An 18,494-nucleotide genomic window follows, 5' to 3' on the forward strand; every position below is an offset into this window, starting at 1 on the left:
CCGGCGCATGCGGCGCGAATGATCGGCTACATTGCAAGACGCAAGGGCGCGGGCCGCGGCGCGGCGCACGCGCAGGTCCGGAGCCCGTTCATGTGCGCTCACAGGCATACAGAGAAAACTCCATGGAAAAAATCACACTTCGCCCGTACGGCGTTCTCGTGGCCTTGATGCTGCTCGCGGCTGCGGGAGCGGCGCAGGCATTGAGCATCTCCAGCCTTTCTCCCCAGGGGGAAGTGGCGCGTGTGCGGCAGGTCGTCGCCAGGTTCGACGGCGCCGCCGTGCGCTTTGGCGATCCCAAGGCCGCCGCTCCGCTCACCGTGTCCTGCGACGATGCGCAGGCGGGCAAGGGTACGGGCCGCTGGACCGGCGATCGTGAATGGGTGTTCGATTTCTCGGGCGATTTGCCGCCGGGCGTGCGCTGCACGGCGAAGGTGGTGCCGTCGTTCAGATCGCCGGGCGACGCGGAGATCGCGGGGCAGAAAAGCTTTCAGTTCAGCACGGGCGGCCCTTTCGTGCGCCACGTGCAGCCCGGCACCTATGCTGCGATCGACGAGGAGCAATTCTTTGCCTTGTCGCTCAACGGCGCCGCGTCGCTCGACAGCGTGCGCAACAACGTCTGGTGCGTGGCGGGCGACGTGGGCGAGCGCATTCCGGTCAGGCTCATAGAGGGCAGTCAGCGCGAGGCGTTGCTCAAGGCGCGGGGCCTGGCGCGCCAGGCCGAGCGCGAGCCGCTGTCCGTGGTCACGCTGGCCTGCAACCGGCACCTTTCGTCGGGCACCACCATGCAGCTCGTGTTCGGCAAGGGCGTGGCCACCCCGGGCGGCGTCGCCAATTCGCAGGAGAAACGTTTTTCATACCGGGTGCGCGAGCCGTTCGCGGCGGAGTTCACCTGCGAGCGCGAGAACGCGCAATCGGGTTGCCTGCCGATCCGCGCGATGTCGATCGTGTTCAATGCGCCGGTCCTGCGCAAGAGCGCGGAGGGCATCCGCCTGAAGTCACCGGCGGGCTCGCTTAAGCCCGACATGGGCAGCGAGGCGGCCGATGCGGATTCCGTCGTCAGCAGCGTCACGTTCGCGCCGCCGTTCACGGCGGGCGGCCGCTACACGGTCGAGCTGCCCAGGGATTTCAAGGATGCCTCGGGCCGCGTATTGAGCAATGCCGGCAGCTTTCCGCTGGCCGTGGCGGCGGGGCAAATGCCGCCGCTGGCCAAGTTCTCGGCGTCGCCATTCGGCGTTGTCGAGCGTTTCGCCGAGGGGCCTGAGGGCCCGGCGCTGCTGCCTGTCACGCTGCGCAACGTCGAGCAGGCGCTGGCGGTCAGCGGGCTGGATGCGTCCGCCGCCGCCCGCCTCGCGCAGGAGCAGCCGGCCAAGGTCAGCACCATCAAGGCGGGCGGCGACGCGGAGATCATCCGCTGGTACCGCATGGTGTCGCGCTACGACGGCTGGTCGGTGAGCCGCGACGAGGCGCGGGCCGACGTCAAGGGCGCCCTGCCGCCCCGGCTGCGCCCGCAGGAGGAAGGCGAGGAGCCGATCCAGACGCGCACGGTCTCGTTGCTCGAGGGGCGCAGCGGCGTGCGGACGCTGGACGTGCCCAGATCCTCGGGCGACCCGCGTCCGTTCGAGGTGGTGGGCATTCCGCTGCCGCCGGGCTTTCACGTGGTGGAGATCGCCTCGCCCATGCTGGGCCGGTCATTGCTGGGCGAGGCGCTGGGCCCGCAGCGCACCATGTATGTGCGCACCTCCGCGCTGGTGACCAATCTGGCGGTGCACTTCAAGCTCGGGCGCGAGAATTCCGAAGCCTGGGTGACCACGCTCGACAAGGGGCAGGTGGTCGCGGGCGCGCAGGTCAGGGTGTCCCGTTGCGACGGCAGCGAAGCGGCGCATGCCACGACCGATGACAAGGGCATCGCCGTGTTCGAGCAGCTCTCCGCCGAGCCGATGGAGTGCCGCGACGGCGGTAGCTGGTCCCGCGCCTATTTCGTCAGCGCGCGCGCCAAGGGCGCCGACGGCGTGCAGGACATGGCGTTCACGTGGAGCGACTGGCAGCGCGGCATCGAGCCCTGGCGCTTCAACGTGCCGACCAGCCAGCAGGCGCAGCCGGACGAGGTTGCGCACACCGTCTTCGACCGCACGCTGCTGCGCGCCGGCGAAACGGTGTCGATGAAGCACTATCTGCGCACCCAGACCATGAAGGGGCTGGGCCTGCCGGACGCGCAGCCCCACGTTCTGGTGATCACGCACGTGGGCAGCGGCCAGCAGTTCACCCAGGATCTCGCGTGGCGCGGGACCGGTACGGGCGGACTGAGCGCAGAGAGCACTTTCCACATTCCGCCAGCGGCCAGGCTGGGCGAGTACAGCGTGTCCATGCGTTCCGGTGACGGGCAGGAACGGGAGCTGGAGTCGGGCAGCTTCCGCGTCGAGGAATTCCGCCTGCCGGTGTTCGAGGGGCGCGTTGCCCCTGCCGCCGGGAAAGGCCCGCTGGTGCGCGTGCGCTCGGTGCCGGTGGACGTGCGGGTCAACTACGTCTCGGGCGGCCCGGCCGCGCGCCTGCCGGTGCGCGTGTCGGCCATGGTGAGAAGCAAGGCGCTGCAGTTCGATGACTTCGATGCGTTCAGCTTCCGGCCGCCGCGCGGGCGCGAGGCCGCTTCGGGCGATCATGGCGACGACGAGGAAGCCGCGGCCTCGCAGGACAGCCGCATCATCGCCGACAAGCTGCCGGTGATGCTGGACGCCCACGGCGCGGGCCGCGTCACCATCGACAAGGTGCCGCAGTCGCGCCATCCGCAGCAGATGGTGCTGGAGGCGACCTACTCGGACCCGAACGGCGAAGTCCAGACGCTGCGCAGCTCCCAGCCGCTGTGGCCCGCCGCGGTGATCGCCGCAATCAAGACCGAGGGCTGGGTTTCAGCGGCGAGCAAGATGCGCTTTCAGGCGCTGGCGCTGTCGCTTGACGGCAAGGCTCAGGCAGGCGTGCCGATCGACGTGCAGGCGGTTGCGCGCATCACCACCACCAGCCGCAAGCGCATGGTGGGCGGTTTCTACAGCTACGACAACAAGACCGAGACCAAGGACCTGGGAACGGTGTGCACCGGCAGGACCGACAACCGGGGGCTGCTGCTGTGCGAAGCGCGGATTGCGGAGCCGGGTGAAATCGAGCTGATCGCCAAGGCCCGCGACAAGGAGGGCAACGAGTCGCTGGCCGCCTCGACGGTCTGGGTGACGCGCCAGGGCGAGCTGTGGTTCGGCGGCGAGGACCATGACCGCATCGACGTGCTGCCCGAGAAGAAGAGCTACCAGCCGGGCGAGACCGCGCAACTGCAGGTGCGCATGCCGTTCCGCTTCGCGACCGCCCTGGTGACGGTGGAGCGGGAAGGCATTCTGAGCTCCGAAGTGGTGCAACTGAACGGGCAGGACCCGACGGTCCACCTGAAGATACAGGACCACTGGGGTCCCAACGTGTACGTGAGCGTGTTCGTGCTGCGCGGCCGCCTGCGCGAAGTGCCCTGGTACAGCTTCTTCACCTGGGGCTTCCGGTCGCCGCGCGAGTGGTGGACGGCGTTCTGGTACGAGGGCAAGGAATACGTCGCGCCGACCGCGATGGTGGATCTCTCCAAGCCCGCATACCGTTTCGGCATGGCCGAGTTGCGCGTGGGGGCCAGAGGCCATCAGATCGATGTGAAGGTCACGCCGGACAAGGAAAGCTACCCGGTGCGCGGCAAGGCCCGGGTCACCATCCAGGGCACGCTGCCTGACGGCAAACCCGCCGCGGGCGCGGAGGTGGCGCTGGCCGCCGTCGATCAGGCGCTGCTGGAGCTCAAGCCCAACACCAGCTGGAACCTGCTGGAGGCCATGCTGCAGCGCCGCGCGTGGGGCGTGGAGACGTCCACCGCGCAGATGGAAATCATCGGTCGCAGGCACTACGGCAAGAAGGCGGTGCCGGCGGGCGGCGGTGGCGGCAACCTGCAGGCGCGCGAGCTGCTGGACACGCTGCTGTTGTGGAAGCCGTCGATCAGGCTGGACGGAAAAGGCCAGGCACAGGTGGAGGTGCCGCTCAACGATGCGCTGACCACGTTCAGGATCGTGGCGGTCGCCGATTCGGGCGCCGGCATGTTCGGCGCCGGCGGCGCCAGCATCCGTGCCACGCAGGACCTGCAGATCATCAGCGGCCTGCCGCCCCTGGTGCGCGAGGAGGACCGGTTCCGCGCGCAGATCACCTTGCGCAACACCACCAAGCAGGCGATGAAGGTGGAGGTGGCGCCGCGCGCCACATTGCTCGCGCTGGAGAAGCAGGCGGTGGACATTCCCGCAGGCGAATCGCGCGAGCTGGCCTGGGACGTGACCGCCCCGGCGCAACTGGCGCAAACGCGGGCGCAGGCGCTGCTGTGGGAGATCGAGGCGCGCGACCTGAATACCGGCGCGCGTGATGCGCTCAAAGTGTCGCAGCGCCTGATTCCCGCCATCCCGCTGGCCGTGCAGCAGGGCGCTCTGATGCAGGTGGACGGCGAGGCGCACATGAGCGTCGAGCCGCCCGCGGATGCCATCGCGGGACGCGGCGGCATCAAGCTCGCGCTGCAGCCCCGGCTTGCCGAAGGGCTGCCGGCAGTGCGCGACTGGTGGATCAACTATCCCTTCGTGTGCCTGGAGCAGCAGGCCAGCAAGGCCGTGGGCCTGCGCGACGGCGCGATGTGGCAGGCGGTGATGTCGCAACTGCCCACCTATCTGGACGGCGACGGCCTTGCGATGTACTTCCCTCCGCGCGCGGGAGACTCCAGCATGGGCAGCGACGTGCTCACGGCGTATCTGCTGGCCGCAGCGGACGAGGCGTCCGGGCTGCATCCCGAATTCGCGCTGCCGCAGGAGGCTCTGTCATCGATGACCGCAGGGCTGACGGCGTTTGTGGAAGGCCGCATCCAGCGCAGCTTCTGGAGCCCGCGCAAGGACCTGGACGTGCGCAAGCTCGCCGCCGTCGAGGCGCTCTCGCGCTACGGCAAGGCCACGCCGCGCATGCTCACCAGCATCCAGGTCACGCCCAACCAGTGGCCCACCCATGCGGTGATCGATTGGTTCCTGGTGCTCAAGCGCATGAAGGACGTTCCCGAGCGCGAACGGAAAATCGCCGAGGCCTCGCAGATTCTGCGCGCGCGCCTGTCGTTCCAGGGAACGAGGGTGATCTTCAGCACCGAGCGCGACGACTACTGGTGGTGGCTGATGCAGAACGGCGACGTGAACATGGCGCGGCTGTTGATTGCCGTGATGGACGATGCGGCATGGAAGGACGACATTGGCCGCATCGCCAGCGGCTTCATCGCACGCCAGCAGAACGGCGCGTGGCACACCACGTCGGCCAACTTCTGGGGCGGCCTCGCGCTCGAGAAATTCAGCGCGGCGCACGAGGCCACGCCGGTGGCCGGTTTCACCAAGGCCAGCCTGGGCGCCGGCAGCGCGCTGGTGGACTGGAGCAAGGTCGAGCGCGTGAAGACCGGCGATGCTGGCGGCGCGCCGGGCCAGGGTGTCTGGTTTGGCGCGCCCGCGGCCGCGGGCCATTTGAAGAACAACATGATGTTCCTGCCCTGGCCCGCCGAGCCCGCGAGCCTGAACGTCGTGCAGGTCGGCACGGGCAAGCCGTGGCTCACGGTGCAGTCGATCGCGGCGGTTCGCCTGAAGGAGCCGTTCGCGGCGGGCTACTCGATCAAAAAGACCGTCACGCCGATCGAGCAGGCCGACAGGACGCTGCCCGCCAACACCTACTCCCGCGGCGACGTGCTGCGGGTGAAGCTGGAGGTGAACGCCAGCGCCGATATGACCTGGGTCGCGGTCACCGATCCCGTGCCCGCCGGCGCGACGATCCTGGGAAGCGGCCTGGGGCGCGATTCGGAGATCGCCACCCAGGGCGAGAAACGCGAAGGCGCGTCCTGGCCGGCCTTCGAGGAGCGCAGCTTCGAATCGTTCCGCAGCTACTACCAGTTCATCCCCAAGGGCTCGATCAGCATGGAGTACACGGTGAGGCTGAACAACGCGGGAGAGTTCTCGCTGCCGCCCAGCCGGGTGGAGGCGCTTTATGCGCCCGAGATGTTCGGCGAGTCGCCCAACGCTGGTGTGAAGGTGGTGGGCCGATAGGCTCCCGGGTTCATTTTCAGGTTCCAATAGCGCACTTTCCAATCCTCAAGATATCTCCAGGAAATCCCGCCATGCTGATGGGTCTTGCCGCCAACCGTTTGCACCACGAGTCGATCGAGGGTGCGCTGCTTGAATTCCTGCGCCACGCGGAAGCTGGCATACGCGAGCTGAATATCGGCTTTCACGCGGTGGGGCGCACCTACGATGCGATCACGCGCCTGGGCATGCTGGAGCGCTACGCGCCGCTCAAGCGCTATCCGCGCGGCAGCCGCGGGGGGCTGATGAAGCTGGTGGCCGACGTGGTCGGCATGCCGGAAGAAGGACGCACGCTCGATGGGGCGATCTATCTGATCGACCCGGTGGACCCATCGTCGATCTTTCCGGAAGCGCTGGCGCTCAAGCGGCAGTGCCTGATTCACTCCAAGCCGTTCCTGTCCACCGTGGCGAGCGCGCGCGACTGGCTGGAGATGGAGCGCATCCATGCGGGCCTGCCGCGCAATCCGCAGGCGGACCGTTTCCATGAGTTCGAAAAGCAGACCGTGGCCCTGATCGCGCACGACGCGCTCAAGCCGACGATGCTGGAGTTCGCCGCGCGCAACTTCGACCTGCTCTCGTGTTTTTCCAGGCGCGTGGGCACGGGAACGACCGGCCAGCGCCTGAACGAGCTTGCATGGAGCAAGGGCTGGCCGGCGGGCCGGCCCTGGGTGGACCGCTACAACAGCGGCCCGCTCGGCGGCGATGCGCAGATCGCGGATCTGGTGCTGGACCGGCGCTGCCAGCGTGCGATTTTCTTCGAGGATCCGCATGTGGCGCGCCAGCACGAGGCGGACATCCAGCTGCTGGAGCGCGCGGTGACCACGGTCACCCATGAAACGGTCTGCACCACGGCTCCGCACATCGCGCAGCGCTGGTGCGATGCGGCGGTGCTGAGAGCGCGGCAGGAATAGTTGAAAACAAATGGGCAGGCCCGCTGTCACGCGGCCGTCATGTGGGAGCGGTACATTGAAGGCGCTGAAGCAAAGCAGCGCAAACACCGCAATGCGGGTGCCTGCCCGAATCCGCCGCGCCAAGGCCCGCGCTCCGTGCATTGAGCCGAGCGCCGTGGCCGCGCCGCGGCAAGCGATTCGGGCAAGCCGGCCGCCTGGGGTGACGCAGCGCCGGTGTTTCGATACGGCATGCCTGCCATGGGTATCTGAAGCTCCCGCTGATCCGCGCGGCTTACCGAATATGCGGGCCATTCCGGCCCTGGCATATCCGGCGCCTTCAGCAGCCGGGGGACGGCCCACGGCCCTCGATCATGGCCCGGACGGCGGCCATGCCGGATAATCCACTCTCCGCCAAGCCATCCGCAGCCAGCGCGCTTTCGCGTCCGCGCGCATGAATGGATCGCCGCGGCATTCGTATCCTCTCGCACCCTCTTTCGCACCATGCACCACCGGCTCGTCTTTCGCCTTACCGCCTTCCGGGCGGCGGCGCTTGCCGCAGGCATCCTGTGCGGCGCGGCCCCGGCGCGGGCGCTGCCGAGCTATGAGGAAGTGCGCCAGGATTTCCGCTCGTCGGAGACCCTGGTGCTCTCGCGCGAGGGCGAGACCATCCAGCGTCTGCGCACCGATGCCACCGTGCGGCGAGGGCAGTGGATCGCGCTGGCCGACGTGTCCCCGGCATTGCGCACGGCGCTGGTGCTCAGCGAGGACAAGCGGTTCTATGAGCACGGCGGAGTGGACTGGCGCGCGGCCTCTGCCGCAGCCTGGGGAAATCTGTGGAACCAGCGCACGCGCGGAGCGAGCACCATCACCATGCAGCTCGCGGGGCTGCTCGACGGCGACTGGCGCCAGGGCAGCGGCGGCCGCAGCGTGGTACAGAAGGTGGGCCAGTCGGTGGCGGCGCAGGTGCTGGACAGGCGCTGGCGCAAGGACCAGATCCTGGAGGCATACCTGAATCTGGTGCCCTTTCGTGGCGAGCTGGTGGGCATCGACGCGCTGTCGCGCACACTGTTCGACAAGGCTGCGCACGGACTCGATGAACGCGAGGCGGCGGTGGCCGCTGCATTGGTGCGCGCGCCCAATGCGAAGCCCGCGGTGGTGGCTCGGCGTGCGTGCGGCGTGCTCAAGGAAATGCGCAAGCCGCAGTCCACGAATTGCGATGCGCTCGACATGTTCACCTCGGGCGCATTGCAGCGCAAGGCCTTCGATCCGAGCGAAGGCATCGCGCCGCACTTCGCGCGCCAGCTTCTGGCGCAGAGGAAGAAGCAGCAGGGCCCGGGCGTGGGCGAAGCGCGGGTGCGCTCGAGCATCAGTGCGCCGCTGCAGCGGCTGGCGGTGCAGACGCTGCATCGCCATCTGCGCGAGCTGAGCGGGCGCAACGTGGAGGACGGCGCGATCATCGTGCTGGACAACGCCACGGGCGAGGTGCTCGCGTGGGTGGGTTCCTCGGGGCTGCTGAGCCAGGCCTCGGAGGTGGATGGCGTGCTCGCATGGCGGCAGCCGGGATCCACGCTCAAGCCCTTCCTTTATGCGCAGGCGATCGCCGAGCGGCGGCTGACGGCGGCCTCGCTGATCGAGGACTCGCCCGCCTACATCCCCACCGCATCCGGACTCTACATTCCGCAGAACTACGACCGCAGCTTCAAGGGCTGGGTTTCGGCGCGCACCGCGCTGGCCGCGTCGCTCAACGTGCCTGCGGTGCGCACCCTGGTGATGGTGGGCACCGACAGTTTCCATGAGCAGCTGCGCGCCTTGGGCCTGCCGCTGCGCGAGTCGGGCGGCTACTATGGCTTCAGCCTGGCGCTGGGCAGCGCGGAAGTGCCCCTGCTGTATCTGGCCAATGGATACCGCACGCTTGCCAACGGCGGGCGTTTCAGCGATGTGCTGCTGCAGCAGGCATCCGCCGCGAAGAGCGCTGGCGCGGGCCGGCAGGCGATCAGTGCGGGCGCGGCCTTCATCGTGGGCGACATGCTCTCGGATGCCAACGCCCGCGTGCGCACGTTCGGCGCGGACAGCGTGCTCAATACCCGCTTCTGGAGCGCGGTGAAAACCGGCACCAGCAAGGACATGCGCGACAACTGGGCGCTGGGCTGGTCGCAGCGCTACACGGTAGGCGTGTGGGTGGGCAATGCCAGCGGCGCGCCGATGCACGATGTGAGCGGCACCAGCGGCGCGGCGCCGATCTGGGCCGAACTGATGGGATGGCTGCATCGCAACCAGCGCAATCGCCTGCCGGTTGCGCCCGTGGACGTGGTGAAGGCCAAGGTGCGCTTTGGCGCGCAGGACATCGCCGGCGGCTGGCTGGAGAGCCCGCGCGACGAATGGTTTCTGCGCGGCACGGAGCAGCCGCTCTTCGCCATCGACCATGTGGAATCCGCCGCCGCGCGCGAGCACCGGCCGGGCGCACGCGCGGGGCAGCGTGCCGGGCGTGAAACCGGGTTCGGCGCCAGTCTTCCCGCGCGCATTCTTTCGCCCGTGGCGGGCACCATCGTCGCGCTGGACCCCGATATTCCGCCCGACCGGCAGAGGGTGCGGTTCATCGCCGCCGATGCGCCCGATGGTGTGCGCTGGATCTTCAACGGCAAGGAAATGGGCCGGGGCGCGCATTGGGCGTGGCTGCCATGGCCGGGGCGCTACAAGGTGCGGCTGGTGGACGCCCGGGGGCTGGAGCTCGACAGCACGGAGCTGGAGGTGCGCGGCGCGGGAGTCCGTTCCGCGCGCTGACACGGCGGAAATCGGGCGCGCCAGCGCGTGCCGCGCGGAACTTGTACCATGCAGCCATCCGCATGCCAGAGGGGGATGGGCGCATCCGCCCGGGCCGCCCGGGGCTTTGTCCATCCCGCAACTTCGCCAATCCAGTGCCGCACATTCTGGCTCCGCTTTTGTTCGTTCTCATCTGGTCGTCCGGCTTTCTGGTGGGGCGGGGCGTGGCGGCGTATGCCGATCCATTCTGGTTCCTGGCGCTTCGGTTCACATGCGTCTGCGCCGTGCTGGCCTGCGCCGCGATCGGGGCGCGCGTGGCATGGCCCCGGGGCGTCCGTCACGTGGGCATGCATCTTCTCGCGGGTGCGTTGATGAGCGGTTTCTACCTGGGGCCGAGCTGGTGGGCGATGTCCCGGGACTTGCCTGCGGGCATCATGGCGCTGATCGGAGCGCTGCAGCCGCTGTTCACCGCGCTGATCGCGGTGTCCGTGCAGCGCAAGCGCCTGACGGGCGCGACCTGGGCCGGGCTTGCCCTGGGCTTTGGCGGCGTGGCGCTGGTGCTCTGGCCGCGCCTGGCCGCAACGGATTCATCGGCGCTGTCGCTGCCTGTGGTGATGCTGGCGGCAGCCAGCATCCTGTCGCTGACCATCGGGTCCATGGTGCAGAAATCACCCTGGGCCACGGGCGACCTGCGCAGCGCGGGCGCGATCCAGAATCTGGGCGCCGCCGTGGTGCTGGTCGGGATGGCCTTTGTTTTCGGGCAGCCGCGCTGGGATGGCTCGCCGCTGCTCTGGGGCTATCTGGCCTATGCCGTGCTCGTGCTGTCCGTGGCGGGCACGTCGCTGCTCATCTGGATGATGCGCCGGGGCGAGGCCACGCGCACCACGGCATTGCTGCTGGCTGTTCCGCCGCTGTCCGCGCTCCAGGGCTGGTTCATCTTCGGGGAAACCATGGTGCCGCTGCAGATCCTGGGATTCGCTGTCGCCATGGCCGGTGTGGCGCTGGCGCGTCGCTGAAAAAAATTCAAACCGCCTGCAAAGGCTTCAAACCGCTGCGGCGCGCATCCGGCTACCATTGCCGGATTCTGAATTTCGCAACTTGCATCTCTGCGCGCCGTCTCATCCCTGCCGGGAAGCGAGTATCGGCCTCGCGCGGCGGAGCACCGGGAATACTGCCATGCCTGAACTCTCCAAAATGACCTGCATCGAAGACCTGCGCGTTGTCGCGGAGCAGCGCGTGCCGCGCATGTTCTACGACTATGCGGACTCCGGTTCGTGGACCGAAACCACCTACCGCGAGAACACGTCGGATTTCCAGCCGATCAAGCTGCGCCAGCGTGTGGCGGTGAACATGGAAGGCCGTACCACGGCGACGGTGATGGCGGGCCAGCAGGCCAGCATGCCGGTGGCGATCGCGCCCGTCGGCCTGACCGGCATGCAGCACGCCGACGGCGAGATCCATGCCGCGCGCGCGGCGCAGAAGTTCGGCATTCCGTTCACGCTCTCCACGATGAGCATCTGCTCGATCGAGGATATCGCCGAGAACACCAGCGCGCCGTTCTGGTTTCAGCTCTACATGATGCGCGACCGCGAGTCCATGGCGCGCATGATCGCCCGCGCGCGCGACGCCAAGTGCAGCGCGCTCGTGCTCACGCTTGATCTGCAGGTGATCGGCCAGCGCCACAAGGACATCAAGAACGGCCTCACCGCGCCGCCCAAGCCCACGATCGCCAACATCATCAACCTGATGACCAAGCCGCGCTGGTGCCTGGGCATGGCGGGCACCAGGCGCCGCACCTTCCGCAATCTCGTGGGGCATGTGAAGGGGGTGAGCGACATGAGCTCGCTGGCCGCGTGGACCAACGAACAGTTCGACCCGCGCCTGTCGTGGGCGGACGTGGCGTGGGTGCGCCAGCAGTGGCAGGGCAAGCTGATTCTCAAGGGCATCATGGATGTGGAGGACGCCCGGCTCGCCGTGCAAAGCGGCGCCGATGCCATCGTGGTCAGCAACCATGGCGGCCGCCAGCTCGACGGCGCGCCTTCGGCGATCCACGCGCTGCCCGCCATCGCCGAGGCCGTGGGCCAGCAGATCGAAGTGTGGATGGACAGCGGTATACGCGGCGGCCAGGATGTGCTCAAGGCCTGGGCGCTGGGCGCGCGCGGCACGATGATCGGCCGCGCCATGGTGTATGGCCTTGGCGCATTCGGCGAGGCTGGCGTGACCAAGGCGCTGCAGATCCTGCACAAGGAACTCGATGTGACGATGGCCTTCTGCGGGCACACCAATATCCAGGATGTCGATACATCCATTCTCCTGCCGGGTACTTATCCGGTGCCAGCGCGGCAGGCGCCCTGACGCGTGTAGCGGCGGCAACGGACGATACGGCCTTCGGGATATTCCGAAGGCCGTTTTTTCTTGTCATCGTCCGCTGGCGCGGCAGGCGTCGCCATCGGGCGGGGGCGCGGCGTGTGCGGCGAGGCTATGCTTGTGCCACTTCGCGGCACGGCGGCTCCACGGCGGCTCATCATGCAGCCGTGCCCCCATGTTCCCTGAATCCTTTCCATGTCCACCGTCTTCGCAGCTCAGCAAGCCACCTCCACCCTGATCGACTATTCCTGGCTGTGGGTTCCCGTGGTGATGTTCGCGGCGCTGGCGCAGACGGTGCGCAATTCGGCGCAGCGCTCGCTCACCAAGGACCTGGGGACGCTCCCGGCGACACTGGTGCGGTTCCTGTACGGGCTGCCGTTTGCCCTGGCCTGGCTGGTATTGCTCTACGCGGTTCCGTCGGACACTCCGGCCGTTCCTCACATGAGCGCGGCCTATTTTGGCTGGATCGCCCTGGGTGCGTTCTTCCAGGTGGCGGCCACCGCCGCGCTGCTGCTGGCCATGAAGGAGCGCAATTTCGCCGTGGCGGTGACCCTGTCCAAGACCGAGGTGCTGCAGGTGGCGTTGTTCGGCGCGGTGTTCCTGCATGAGCTGCCAACGGCATGGGCCCTGTTTTCGATGGTGCTGGCCACGGCGGGCGTGCTGATGCTGTCGCTGCCGCCGCGTGGACAGATGCTTTCGGCGTCGGCGTGGTTCAGCAAGTCGGCCATGCACGGCCTGATATGCGGCGCCTGTTTCGCGCTCGCCACGATCGGCTATCGGGGCGCCGCGGTCGAGCTGGGCGCGCAGACGCCGTGGCTCTCCGGCGCCTGGGGCGTGCTGGTGGCGCAGATCATGCAGACGCTGGGGCTCGGGGCGTGGGTGCAGTTCAGGACGGAGCGTGGGCTGGCGCCGATTTTCCGCGCATGGAAGATCTCCATGATCGCCGGCTCCATGGGCGCGGCCGCATCGCTTGCCTGGTTCACCGCCTATGCCATGCAGAGCGCGGCGTCGGTCAGGACGCTTGGCATGGTCGAGGTGGTCTTCAGCTACGCGGTGTCGCGCAAGGTCTTCAGCGAATCGTTTTCGCGTGCCGAAAAATTCGGCATCAGCCTGATGCTTGCCGGACTGGTGTTGATCTGCTCGCTGGGCGGCCGATAGCCCGGGCCGGACCAGGGTTCGCGGCACGGCGGCGGCAATGGAGCAACAATAGCGGCTGTGGATTCACCCAGCAGCACGCCATCGCCCACCCGCCGCATCGCCCATCTCGACATGGACGCGTTCTACGCGTCCGTGGAGTTGCTGCGCTATCCGCAACTGAAGGGGCTGGCGGTGGTCATCGGCGGCGGCAGGCGCAGCGCGGACGACGCGCTCATCGCCCGATATGAGGGCCGGCTGGCCGACATTCCCGTGGCGGAATTTCCTCTGCTCAAGGATTATGTGGGGCGTGGCGTGATCACCACCGCCACCTATCCCGCGAGGGCATTCGGCGTGGGGTCCGCCATGGGCATGATGAAAGCGGCGCGGCTGTGCCCGCAGGCCATCATGCTGCCGGTGGACTTCGCGGAATACCGGCGCTTCTCGCGCAAGTTCAAGGACATCATCCTGTCCATCGCTCCGTGCATGGAAGATCGCGGCGTGGACGAGGTCTATATCGACTTTACCGACGTGCCGGGCGGCCAGCGCGAGGGCGGGCGCGTGCTCGCGAGGCTGCTGCAGAAGACGATCTTCGAGGCCACGGGGCTGACCTGCTCGATCGGCGTGGCGCCCAACAAGCTGATCGCCAAGATGGCCAGCGAGTTCAACAAGCCCAATGGTATTTCCATCGTGCATCCCGGTGATCTGCAGTCGCTGATCTGGCCGCTGGCCTGCCGCAAGATCAACGGCGTCGGGCCGAAGGCGGACGCCAGGCTCAAGTCGCACGGGATCGAGACCATCGGCGAGCTCGCCGCCAGGCCGCGCGACTGGCTGATGGCGAACTTCGGGCGCTCCTACGGCGCATGGCTGCATGACGCGGCCTGGGGGCGCGACGAGCGCCCCGTGGAGACCGAGAGCGAACCGGTCTCCATGAGCCGGGAGACCACGTTCGGCCGTGATCTGCATGCGGTGCATGACCGCGAGGAACTGGGCCGCATCTTCACCGAACTGTGCGTGCAGGTGGCGGATGACCTGCGGCGCAAGGGCTATGCGGGCCGCACCATCGGCATCAAGCTGCGGTTCGATGATTTCAGGATCGCCACGCGCGACCAGACGATCGATTTCTACACCCAGGATGCGGCCGACATACGGCGCTATGCGAGCTTGTGCCTCAAGCGCGTTGCGCTGCAAAAGCGGCTGCGGCTCCTGGGCGTGCGCGTGGGAAATCTTCTGCCGCAGCACGAGGCAGGACAGGCGACGGCCAGCCTGCGCGCAGCGCAGAGCGCTTCGCTGTTCTGAGAACGTGTTTACGATCTCTACGCAGCCGCGTTGGAGTGCAATCGGGATGAGTTCGAAGCGATGGTCCGCCGCTTGCACCGGGGTGCAAGCAAGGGCCAGCGCGCTGCAAATCGCCCGATTGCACACCAACCCTGCGGGACAGTGGCTTTGCGGGCGGTCTGCGGCGTTGCAAATCCTCGCAATAGCACGGCTATTGCTGCGGTATTGCGCCTTGCATCCCATCCCGCAAAGCCGCTGTCGCGGCGCGAGGAGATCGTGAACACGTTCTGAGATTCACTGCCTGGCGTTGCGCAGGTTCCGGGGCAAGGCCTGTGGATGGCTGGTGCGCAGCGGGTTGATGTCGAGCCCGCCGCGCCGTGTATAGCGCGCATAGACGCTCAGCTTGATGGGCTTGCAGCGCGTCCAGATGTCCATGAAGATGCGTTCCACGCATTGCTCGTGGAATTCATTGTGGTTGCGAAAGCTCACGATGTATTTGAGCAGGCCTTCCTGGTCGATCTGCGGGCCGCTGTAGCTGATCTGCACGCTGCCCCAGTCGGGCTGGCCGGTGACCAGGCAATTGCTTTTGAGCAGATGGCTCACCAGCTCTTCACTGACGGGCGCCTGCGCATGGTCCGCCGCCAGCAGGGTGGGGTCGGGCGTGTACCGGTCGCATTCGATGTCCAGCCTGTCCAGCAGAAGTCCGCTCAGCTCGCCCATCTGCTCGGTCTCGAAGGCATCGGCCTGGACCAGCTTCAGGCCGATGGTGCGCGGACAGTCGCTGCCACGCCAGACGGCCTCGCTCACGTCGGCCCGAATGGCGTCGCGCACTTCCTCGGCGCTGCAGAAGCGGCTGTTGTTGAAGCTGTTGAGATAGAGCTTGAATGACTTGCTCTCGACGATGTTCGGGCTTTCGCACGGAATGGTGATGTGCGCGAGCGCGACTTGCGGCTTGCCCTTGGCGTTGAGCCATGAAACCTCGTAGGCGGTCCACAGATCGGCGCCGAAGAAAGGCGCATCGCCCGTGATGCCGATCTCGGCGCGCTTGGCCGCGCGCGGAATCGGGAACAGCAGCGTGGCGTCGTAATGATCCGCATAGGCGGACGGCTTGCCCAGCGGCGATTGATCGGGATGATCGGCAGAGGAGTGCATGTCGGTCTTCAAGTCGCCCGGTCCGGGCGGGATCTGAAATAAAGAAAGCCGGGCTGGCCGGCCATCGTGGTTCGGGGGCTAGATGAACTCACCTTGCCGCAGCCATTTGGTGGCGATCCATTTCTCGCCTTCCACCACCGGCGATCCGCCGTGCAGTGTCCTGGTGTGGGGGTGGGCGCGTTCGTAGCTGAAGAACACGGCGTTGCCTTGCCTGGGCCCGATCTCCAGATGAACGTCGGGAAACACCGTCCCGCCGCCTTTGGCCGGATTGTTCAGATAGATGACCAGCGTGCCCACGCGCTGCCCGCCGCGCTTGAGGATGGTGGCGGTGCCGGGCTCGCCCGGGTCGAAATAGTCGTAATGCGGCTTGTATTCCGCCCCGGGGCCGTAATGCAGGATCTGCAGGCCTTCGCCGTTCTCCACGGGCCAGTTGAGCAGCCTGGCGATGCGTGCCTCCAGTGTTTTCACCACCTCGATCTCGCCGCGCTGGAAGAACATGCCTTCGCTCGTGCGGCTGGCGTTGATCTCCTCGCCGCCCGTGAGCGTCTGCACGGTCCTGGAGCGCGCCATGCGCGGCTTCGCGGCTTCGATCAGCGCTTCGCATTCCTCGCGCGAGAGCAGGTTGGCGAACAGCACGATGCGCGGTTCGGCCATCTGCATCAGCACCTCGACCTGCCTGCCGCCCACGTCGACCAGCAGCGGCGAGTGCTCCAGATCGGGTCCGGGCACGGCGCTTGCCTGCGGCAGTCCATCGCGCCGCGCCGACTCATCCAGGTGCTGGCGCAGCACGACTTCGAGCGCATGGGCGGCGACGTCTTCATTCCAGCCGGAGTCGGTCATCGACTTGAGCAAGGCGGAGGCGGAGAATCCAGCCTGAGCCTGCGCAATGATCCATTGGCGCAGCTCGGGCGTGATGGCCTGTTGCATGGCCGCGCTGCCGTTCTGTGTGCTGGAGCTGGAAGGCATGGCGTGAAAACTCCTTCTGCTGTTGGGTGACGTCAGTTGCCGGCGATGTGGCGGCGGAATACCAGCCGCTGCGGGGTGGACGATGCGGCATGCCAAGCATAGCCCTCCAGATGAAAACCTTCCAGCTGGCGTGGCGTGCTGAGCCGGTTTTCGATGGCATAGCGCGCCATCAGGCCCCGCGCCCGCTTGGCGTAGAAACTGATGATCTTGTACTTACCGCCCTTGTAGTCCTCGAACACGCATTCGATCACGCGGGCCTTGAGCGTCTTGAGGTCCACCGACTTGAAATATTCCTGAGATGCCAGGTTGACGATGACGGGCGTCGCGTCGGACTGCAGGCGCTGGTTCAGATGCTCCGCGATCCGCTTGCCCCAGAACCGGTAGAGCGTGCCGCCAGCGCTGGTTTCCAGGCGCGTGCCCATTTCGAGCCGGTAGGGCTGCATCCAGTCCAGCGGGCGCAGAACGCCGTACAGGCCGCTCAGAATGGCAATGTGGTCCTGCGCCCAGGCCAGGTCGTCCGTCGAGAGTGTGTGCGCCTGCAGGCCTTCGTACACGTCGCCGTTGAATGCCATGACCGCCTGGCGAGAATTCTTCTGGCTGAACCTGGGCGACCATGCGGCATAGCGCGCCACGTTCAGGCCGGCGAGCGTGTCGCTGATGCTCATGAGCGAGGCGATTTCCTGAGGCGACTTCTGCCTGAGCACTTCGATGAGTGCCTTGGAGTCGGGCGTGAACTGCGGCAACGTATGCGGCAGCCCGGGCGGAAGCGGTGTGTCGTAGTCCAGTGATTTGGCGGGGGAAAGAAGAAACAGCATGGGGTGGTTCTCTATCGCAAATGAAGACGGCCCGCAAACGGGCCGCTGAAAACATGCCGCCTTGCGCGGCCCCGAAGCGCCGGGCGCTCGGGGGCCGGGCCTGGCTTATGGCTGTTGTTGCTGGAGTGCTTCGAACGGCAGTTGCATCTTGCCCAGGTCGCGGCGGGTTTCCACCAGGATCAGGGGGCCTTCGTCGAGCACGACCGCTGGCGGGCGCTCGCGCGGCACGTGTACCGGCTTGGGCTCCGCGGCGATGGCCGCCTGAACGGCGGCGATCTTGCCGGCGTCGGAATTCACCCATTGCAGGCCGGATGCGGATGCCAGCTCATGCAGCGATTGCAGCGGCAGCTCGTAGCGACCGATGCGCGGCATGCCGGTCTGCTCCAGGCTTTCCTGCACTGCCTGAGGCGTCTGTTGCGCCTGGTATGCCTGCTCGACGGGCGCGGCCTGCGTTGCCGGAACCACGATGGCTTCGGCCGACGGCGCGACGATCACGATGCTGGGCTCTGCCGGAGCGGCTTCGGCGGGCGACTGCTCCCTGGCGGGAGCTTGCTGCCCCGGCTCGGATGCGACGGGAGCGGGCTCCTGCGCCACGGCGATGGTGGCTGCCGCGCTCTGCGCGAAGTAGCTGCGGCGGGCGGGCTGGGCGTTGCCGTCATCGTCGCTCGACGCGGCTGCTTGCGCTGCCTCGCCGGCAGGTGCGTCGCCGCTGGCGTCCGCTGCCGCGTCGGAGTTGCCGCCATTGCGGCCACGGCGGTCACGGCCATAACGGTCGCGGGAGCGGCGTTCGCGGCGTTCGCCTTCGGCGGCTGCCGCCGGCTGGGCCTGGCCATCCTGCTCCACGGCCTGTGCATTGCCATCGACGGCGCCGCTCAGGGACAGGTCGATGTCGGGCATGGGCAGCAGCAGCGGAGTTTCCGCTGCAGGAGCCGCCGCATTGGCGTCGATGGTGCGGGGGCTGCGCTCGGCGCGCTCACCGC

At 67.5% G+C, this 18,494-nt stretch carries 10 protein-coding genes and 1 pseudogene; 7 read left to right on the forward strand and 4 right to left on the reverse strand.

What is annotated here, in order from left to right:
* The first annotated feature begins 122 nt into the window (after positions 1-122).
* From ABWP92_RS04800 to dinB, 7 genes are all read left to right on the forward strand, one after another.
* Positions 123-6,116 carry an alpha-2-macroglobulin family protein gene (locus tag ABWP92_RS04800; protein ID WP_353234220.1) on the forward strand — a complete coding sequence of 1,998 codons (5,994 nt, stop codon included), beginning with the start codon at positions 123-125 and terminating at the stop codon, positions 6,114-6,116.
* Positions 6,117-6,187: 71 nt separating this feature from the next.
* Complete coding sequence (locus ABWP92_RS04805; protein ID WP_353234221.1) at positions 6,188-7,063, forward strand: methylglyoxal synthase; 876 nt, start codon at positions 6,188-6,190, stop codon at positions 7,061-7,063.
* Between the two features lie 480 nt (positions 7,064-7,543).
* Complete coding sequence (pbpC, locus tag ABWP92_RS04810; RefSeq protein ID WP_353234222.1) at positions 7,544-9,823, forward strand: penicillin-binding protein 1C; 2,280 nt, start codon at positions 7,544-7,546, stop codon at positions 9,821-9,823.
* A gap of 62 nt (positions 9,824-9,885) precedes the next feature.
* On the forward strand, positions 9,886-10,818 hold the full coding sequence (locus ABWP92_RS04815; protein WP_353234223.1) for a DMT family transporter: 933 nt from the start codon (positions 9,886-9,888) through the stop codon (positions 10,816-10,818).
* Positions 10,819-10,978: 160 nt separating this feature from the next.
* On the forward strand, positions 10,979-12,157 hold the full coding sequence (locus ABWP92_RS04820) for an alpha-hydroxy acid oxidase (RefSeq protein ID WP_353234224.1): 1,179 nt from the start codon (positions 10,979-10,981) through the stop codon (positions 12,155-12,157).
* Positions 12,158-12,364: 207 nt separating this feature from the next.
* Positions 12,365-13,327, forward strand: a complete 963-nt coding sequence (locus ABWP92_RS04825) for an EamA family transporter (protein WP_353234225.1) — start codon at positions 12,365-12,367, stop codon at positions 13,325-13,327.
* Positions 13,328-13,438: 111 nt separating this feature from the next.
* Entirely contained in the window at positions 13,439-14,602 is a 1,164-nt protein-coding gene (dinB, locus tag ABWP92_RS04830) for a DNA polymerase IV (protein WP_353234229.1), read from the forward strand.
* A 273-nt stretch (positions 14,603-14,875) separates the two neighbouring features.
* Here the strand turns inward: dinB and queF are convergent, their stop codons facing one another.
* From queF to ABWP92_RS04850, 4 genes and pseudogenes are all read right to left on the reverse strand, one after another.
* A complete protein-coding gene (gene queF / locus ABWP92_RS04835) occupies positions 14,876-15,733 on the reverse strand; it encodes an NADPH-dependent 7-cyano-7-deazaguanine reductase QueF (protein WP_353234226.1) in 858 nt (285 codons plus the stop codon).
* Between the two features lie 78 nt (positions 15,734-15,811).
* Positions 15,812-16,699 (reverse strand): 2OG-Fe(II) oxygenase, encoded by an 888-nt coding sequence (locus tag ABWP92_RS04840; protein WP_353234227.1) that lies wholly within the window; start codon positions 16,697-16,699, stop codon positions 15,812-15,814.
* Between the two features lie 32 nt (positions 16,700-16,731).
* On the reverse strand, positions 16,732-17,514 hold the full coding sequence (yaaA, locus tag ABWP92_RS04845; protein WP_353234228.1) for a peroxide stress protein YaaA: 783 nt from the start codon (positions 17,512-17,514) through the stop codon (positions 16,732-16,734).
* 105 nt (positions 17,515-17,619) lie between these two features.
* A pseudogene (locus ABWP92_RS04850) lies at positions 17,620-18,494 on the reverse strand (Rne/Rng family ribonuclease); the annotation flags it as partial.

The sequence above is a fragment of the Diaphorobacter ruginosibacter genome (assembly GCF_040396215.1).
In the GTDB taxonomy this organism is placed as follows: domain Bacteria; phylum Pseudomonadota; class Gammaproteobacteria; order Burkholderiales; family Burkholderiaceae_C; genus Diaphorobacter_A; species Diaphorobacter_A ruginosibacter_A.

What these genes read in the sequence shown, in the direction of transcription:
- queF (WP_353234226.1), bottom strand. Translation starts at nt 15,733, where the DNA reads ATGCACTCCTCTGCCGATCATCCCGATCAATCGCCGCTGGGCAAGCCG.
- ABWP92_RS04840 (WP_353234227.1), bottom strand. Translation starts at nt 16,699, where the DNA reads ATGCCTTCCAGCTCCAGCACACAGAACGGCAGCGCGGCCATGCAACAG.
- ABWP92_RS04805 (WP_353234221.1), top strand. Translation starts at nt 6,188, where the DNA reads ATGCTGATGGGTCTTGCCGCCAACCGTTTGCACCACGAGTCGATCGAG.
- ABWP92_RS04815 (WP_353234223.1), top strand. Translation starts at nt 9,886, where the DNA reads ATGCCAGAGGGGGATGGGCGCATCCGCCCGGGCCGCCCGGGGCTTTGT.
- yaaA (WP_353234228.1), bottom strand. Translation starts at nt 17,514, where the DNA reads ATGCTGTTTCTTCTTTCCCCCGCCAAATCACTGGACTACGACACACCG.
- ABWP92_RS04825 (WP_353234225.1), top strand. Translation starts at nt 12,365, where the DNA reads ATGTCCACCGTCTTCGCAGCTCAGCAAGCCACCTCCACCCTGATCGAC.
- ABWP92_RS04800 (WP_353234220.1), top strand. Translation starts at nt 123, where the DNA reads ATGGAAAAAATCACACTTCGCCCGTACGGCGTTCTCGTGGCCTTGATG.
- pbpC (WP_353234222.1), top strand. Translation starts at nt 7,544, where the DNA reads ATGCACCACCGGCTCGTCTTTCGCCTTACCGCCTTCCGGGCGGCGGCG.
- ABWP92_RS04820 (WP_353234224.1), top strand. Translation starts at nt 10,979, where the DNA reads ATGCCTGAACTCTCCAAAATGACCTGCATCGAAGACCTGCGCGTTGTC.
- dinB (WP_353234229.1), top strand. Translation starts at nt 13,439, where the DNA reads ATGGACGCGTTCTACGCGTCCGTGGAGTTGCTGCGCTATCCGCAACTG.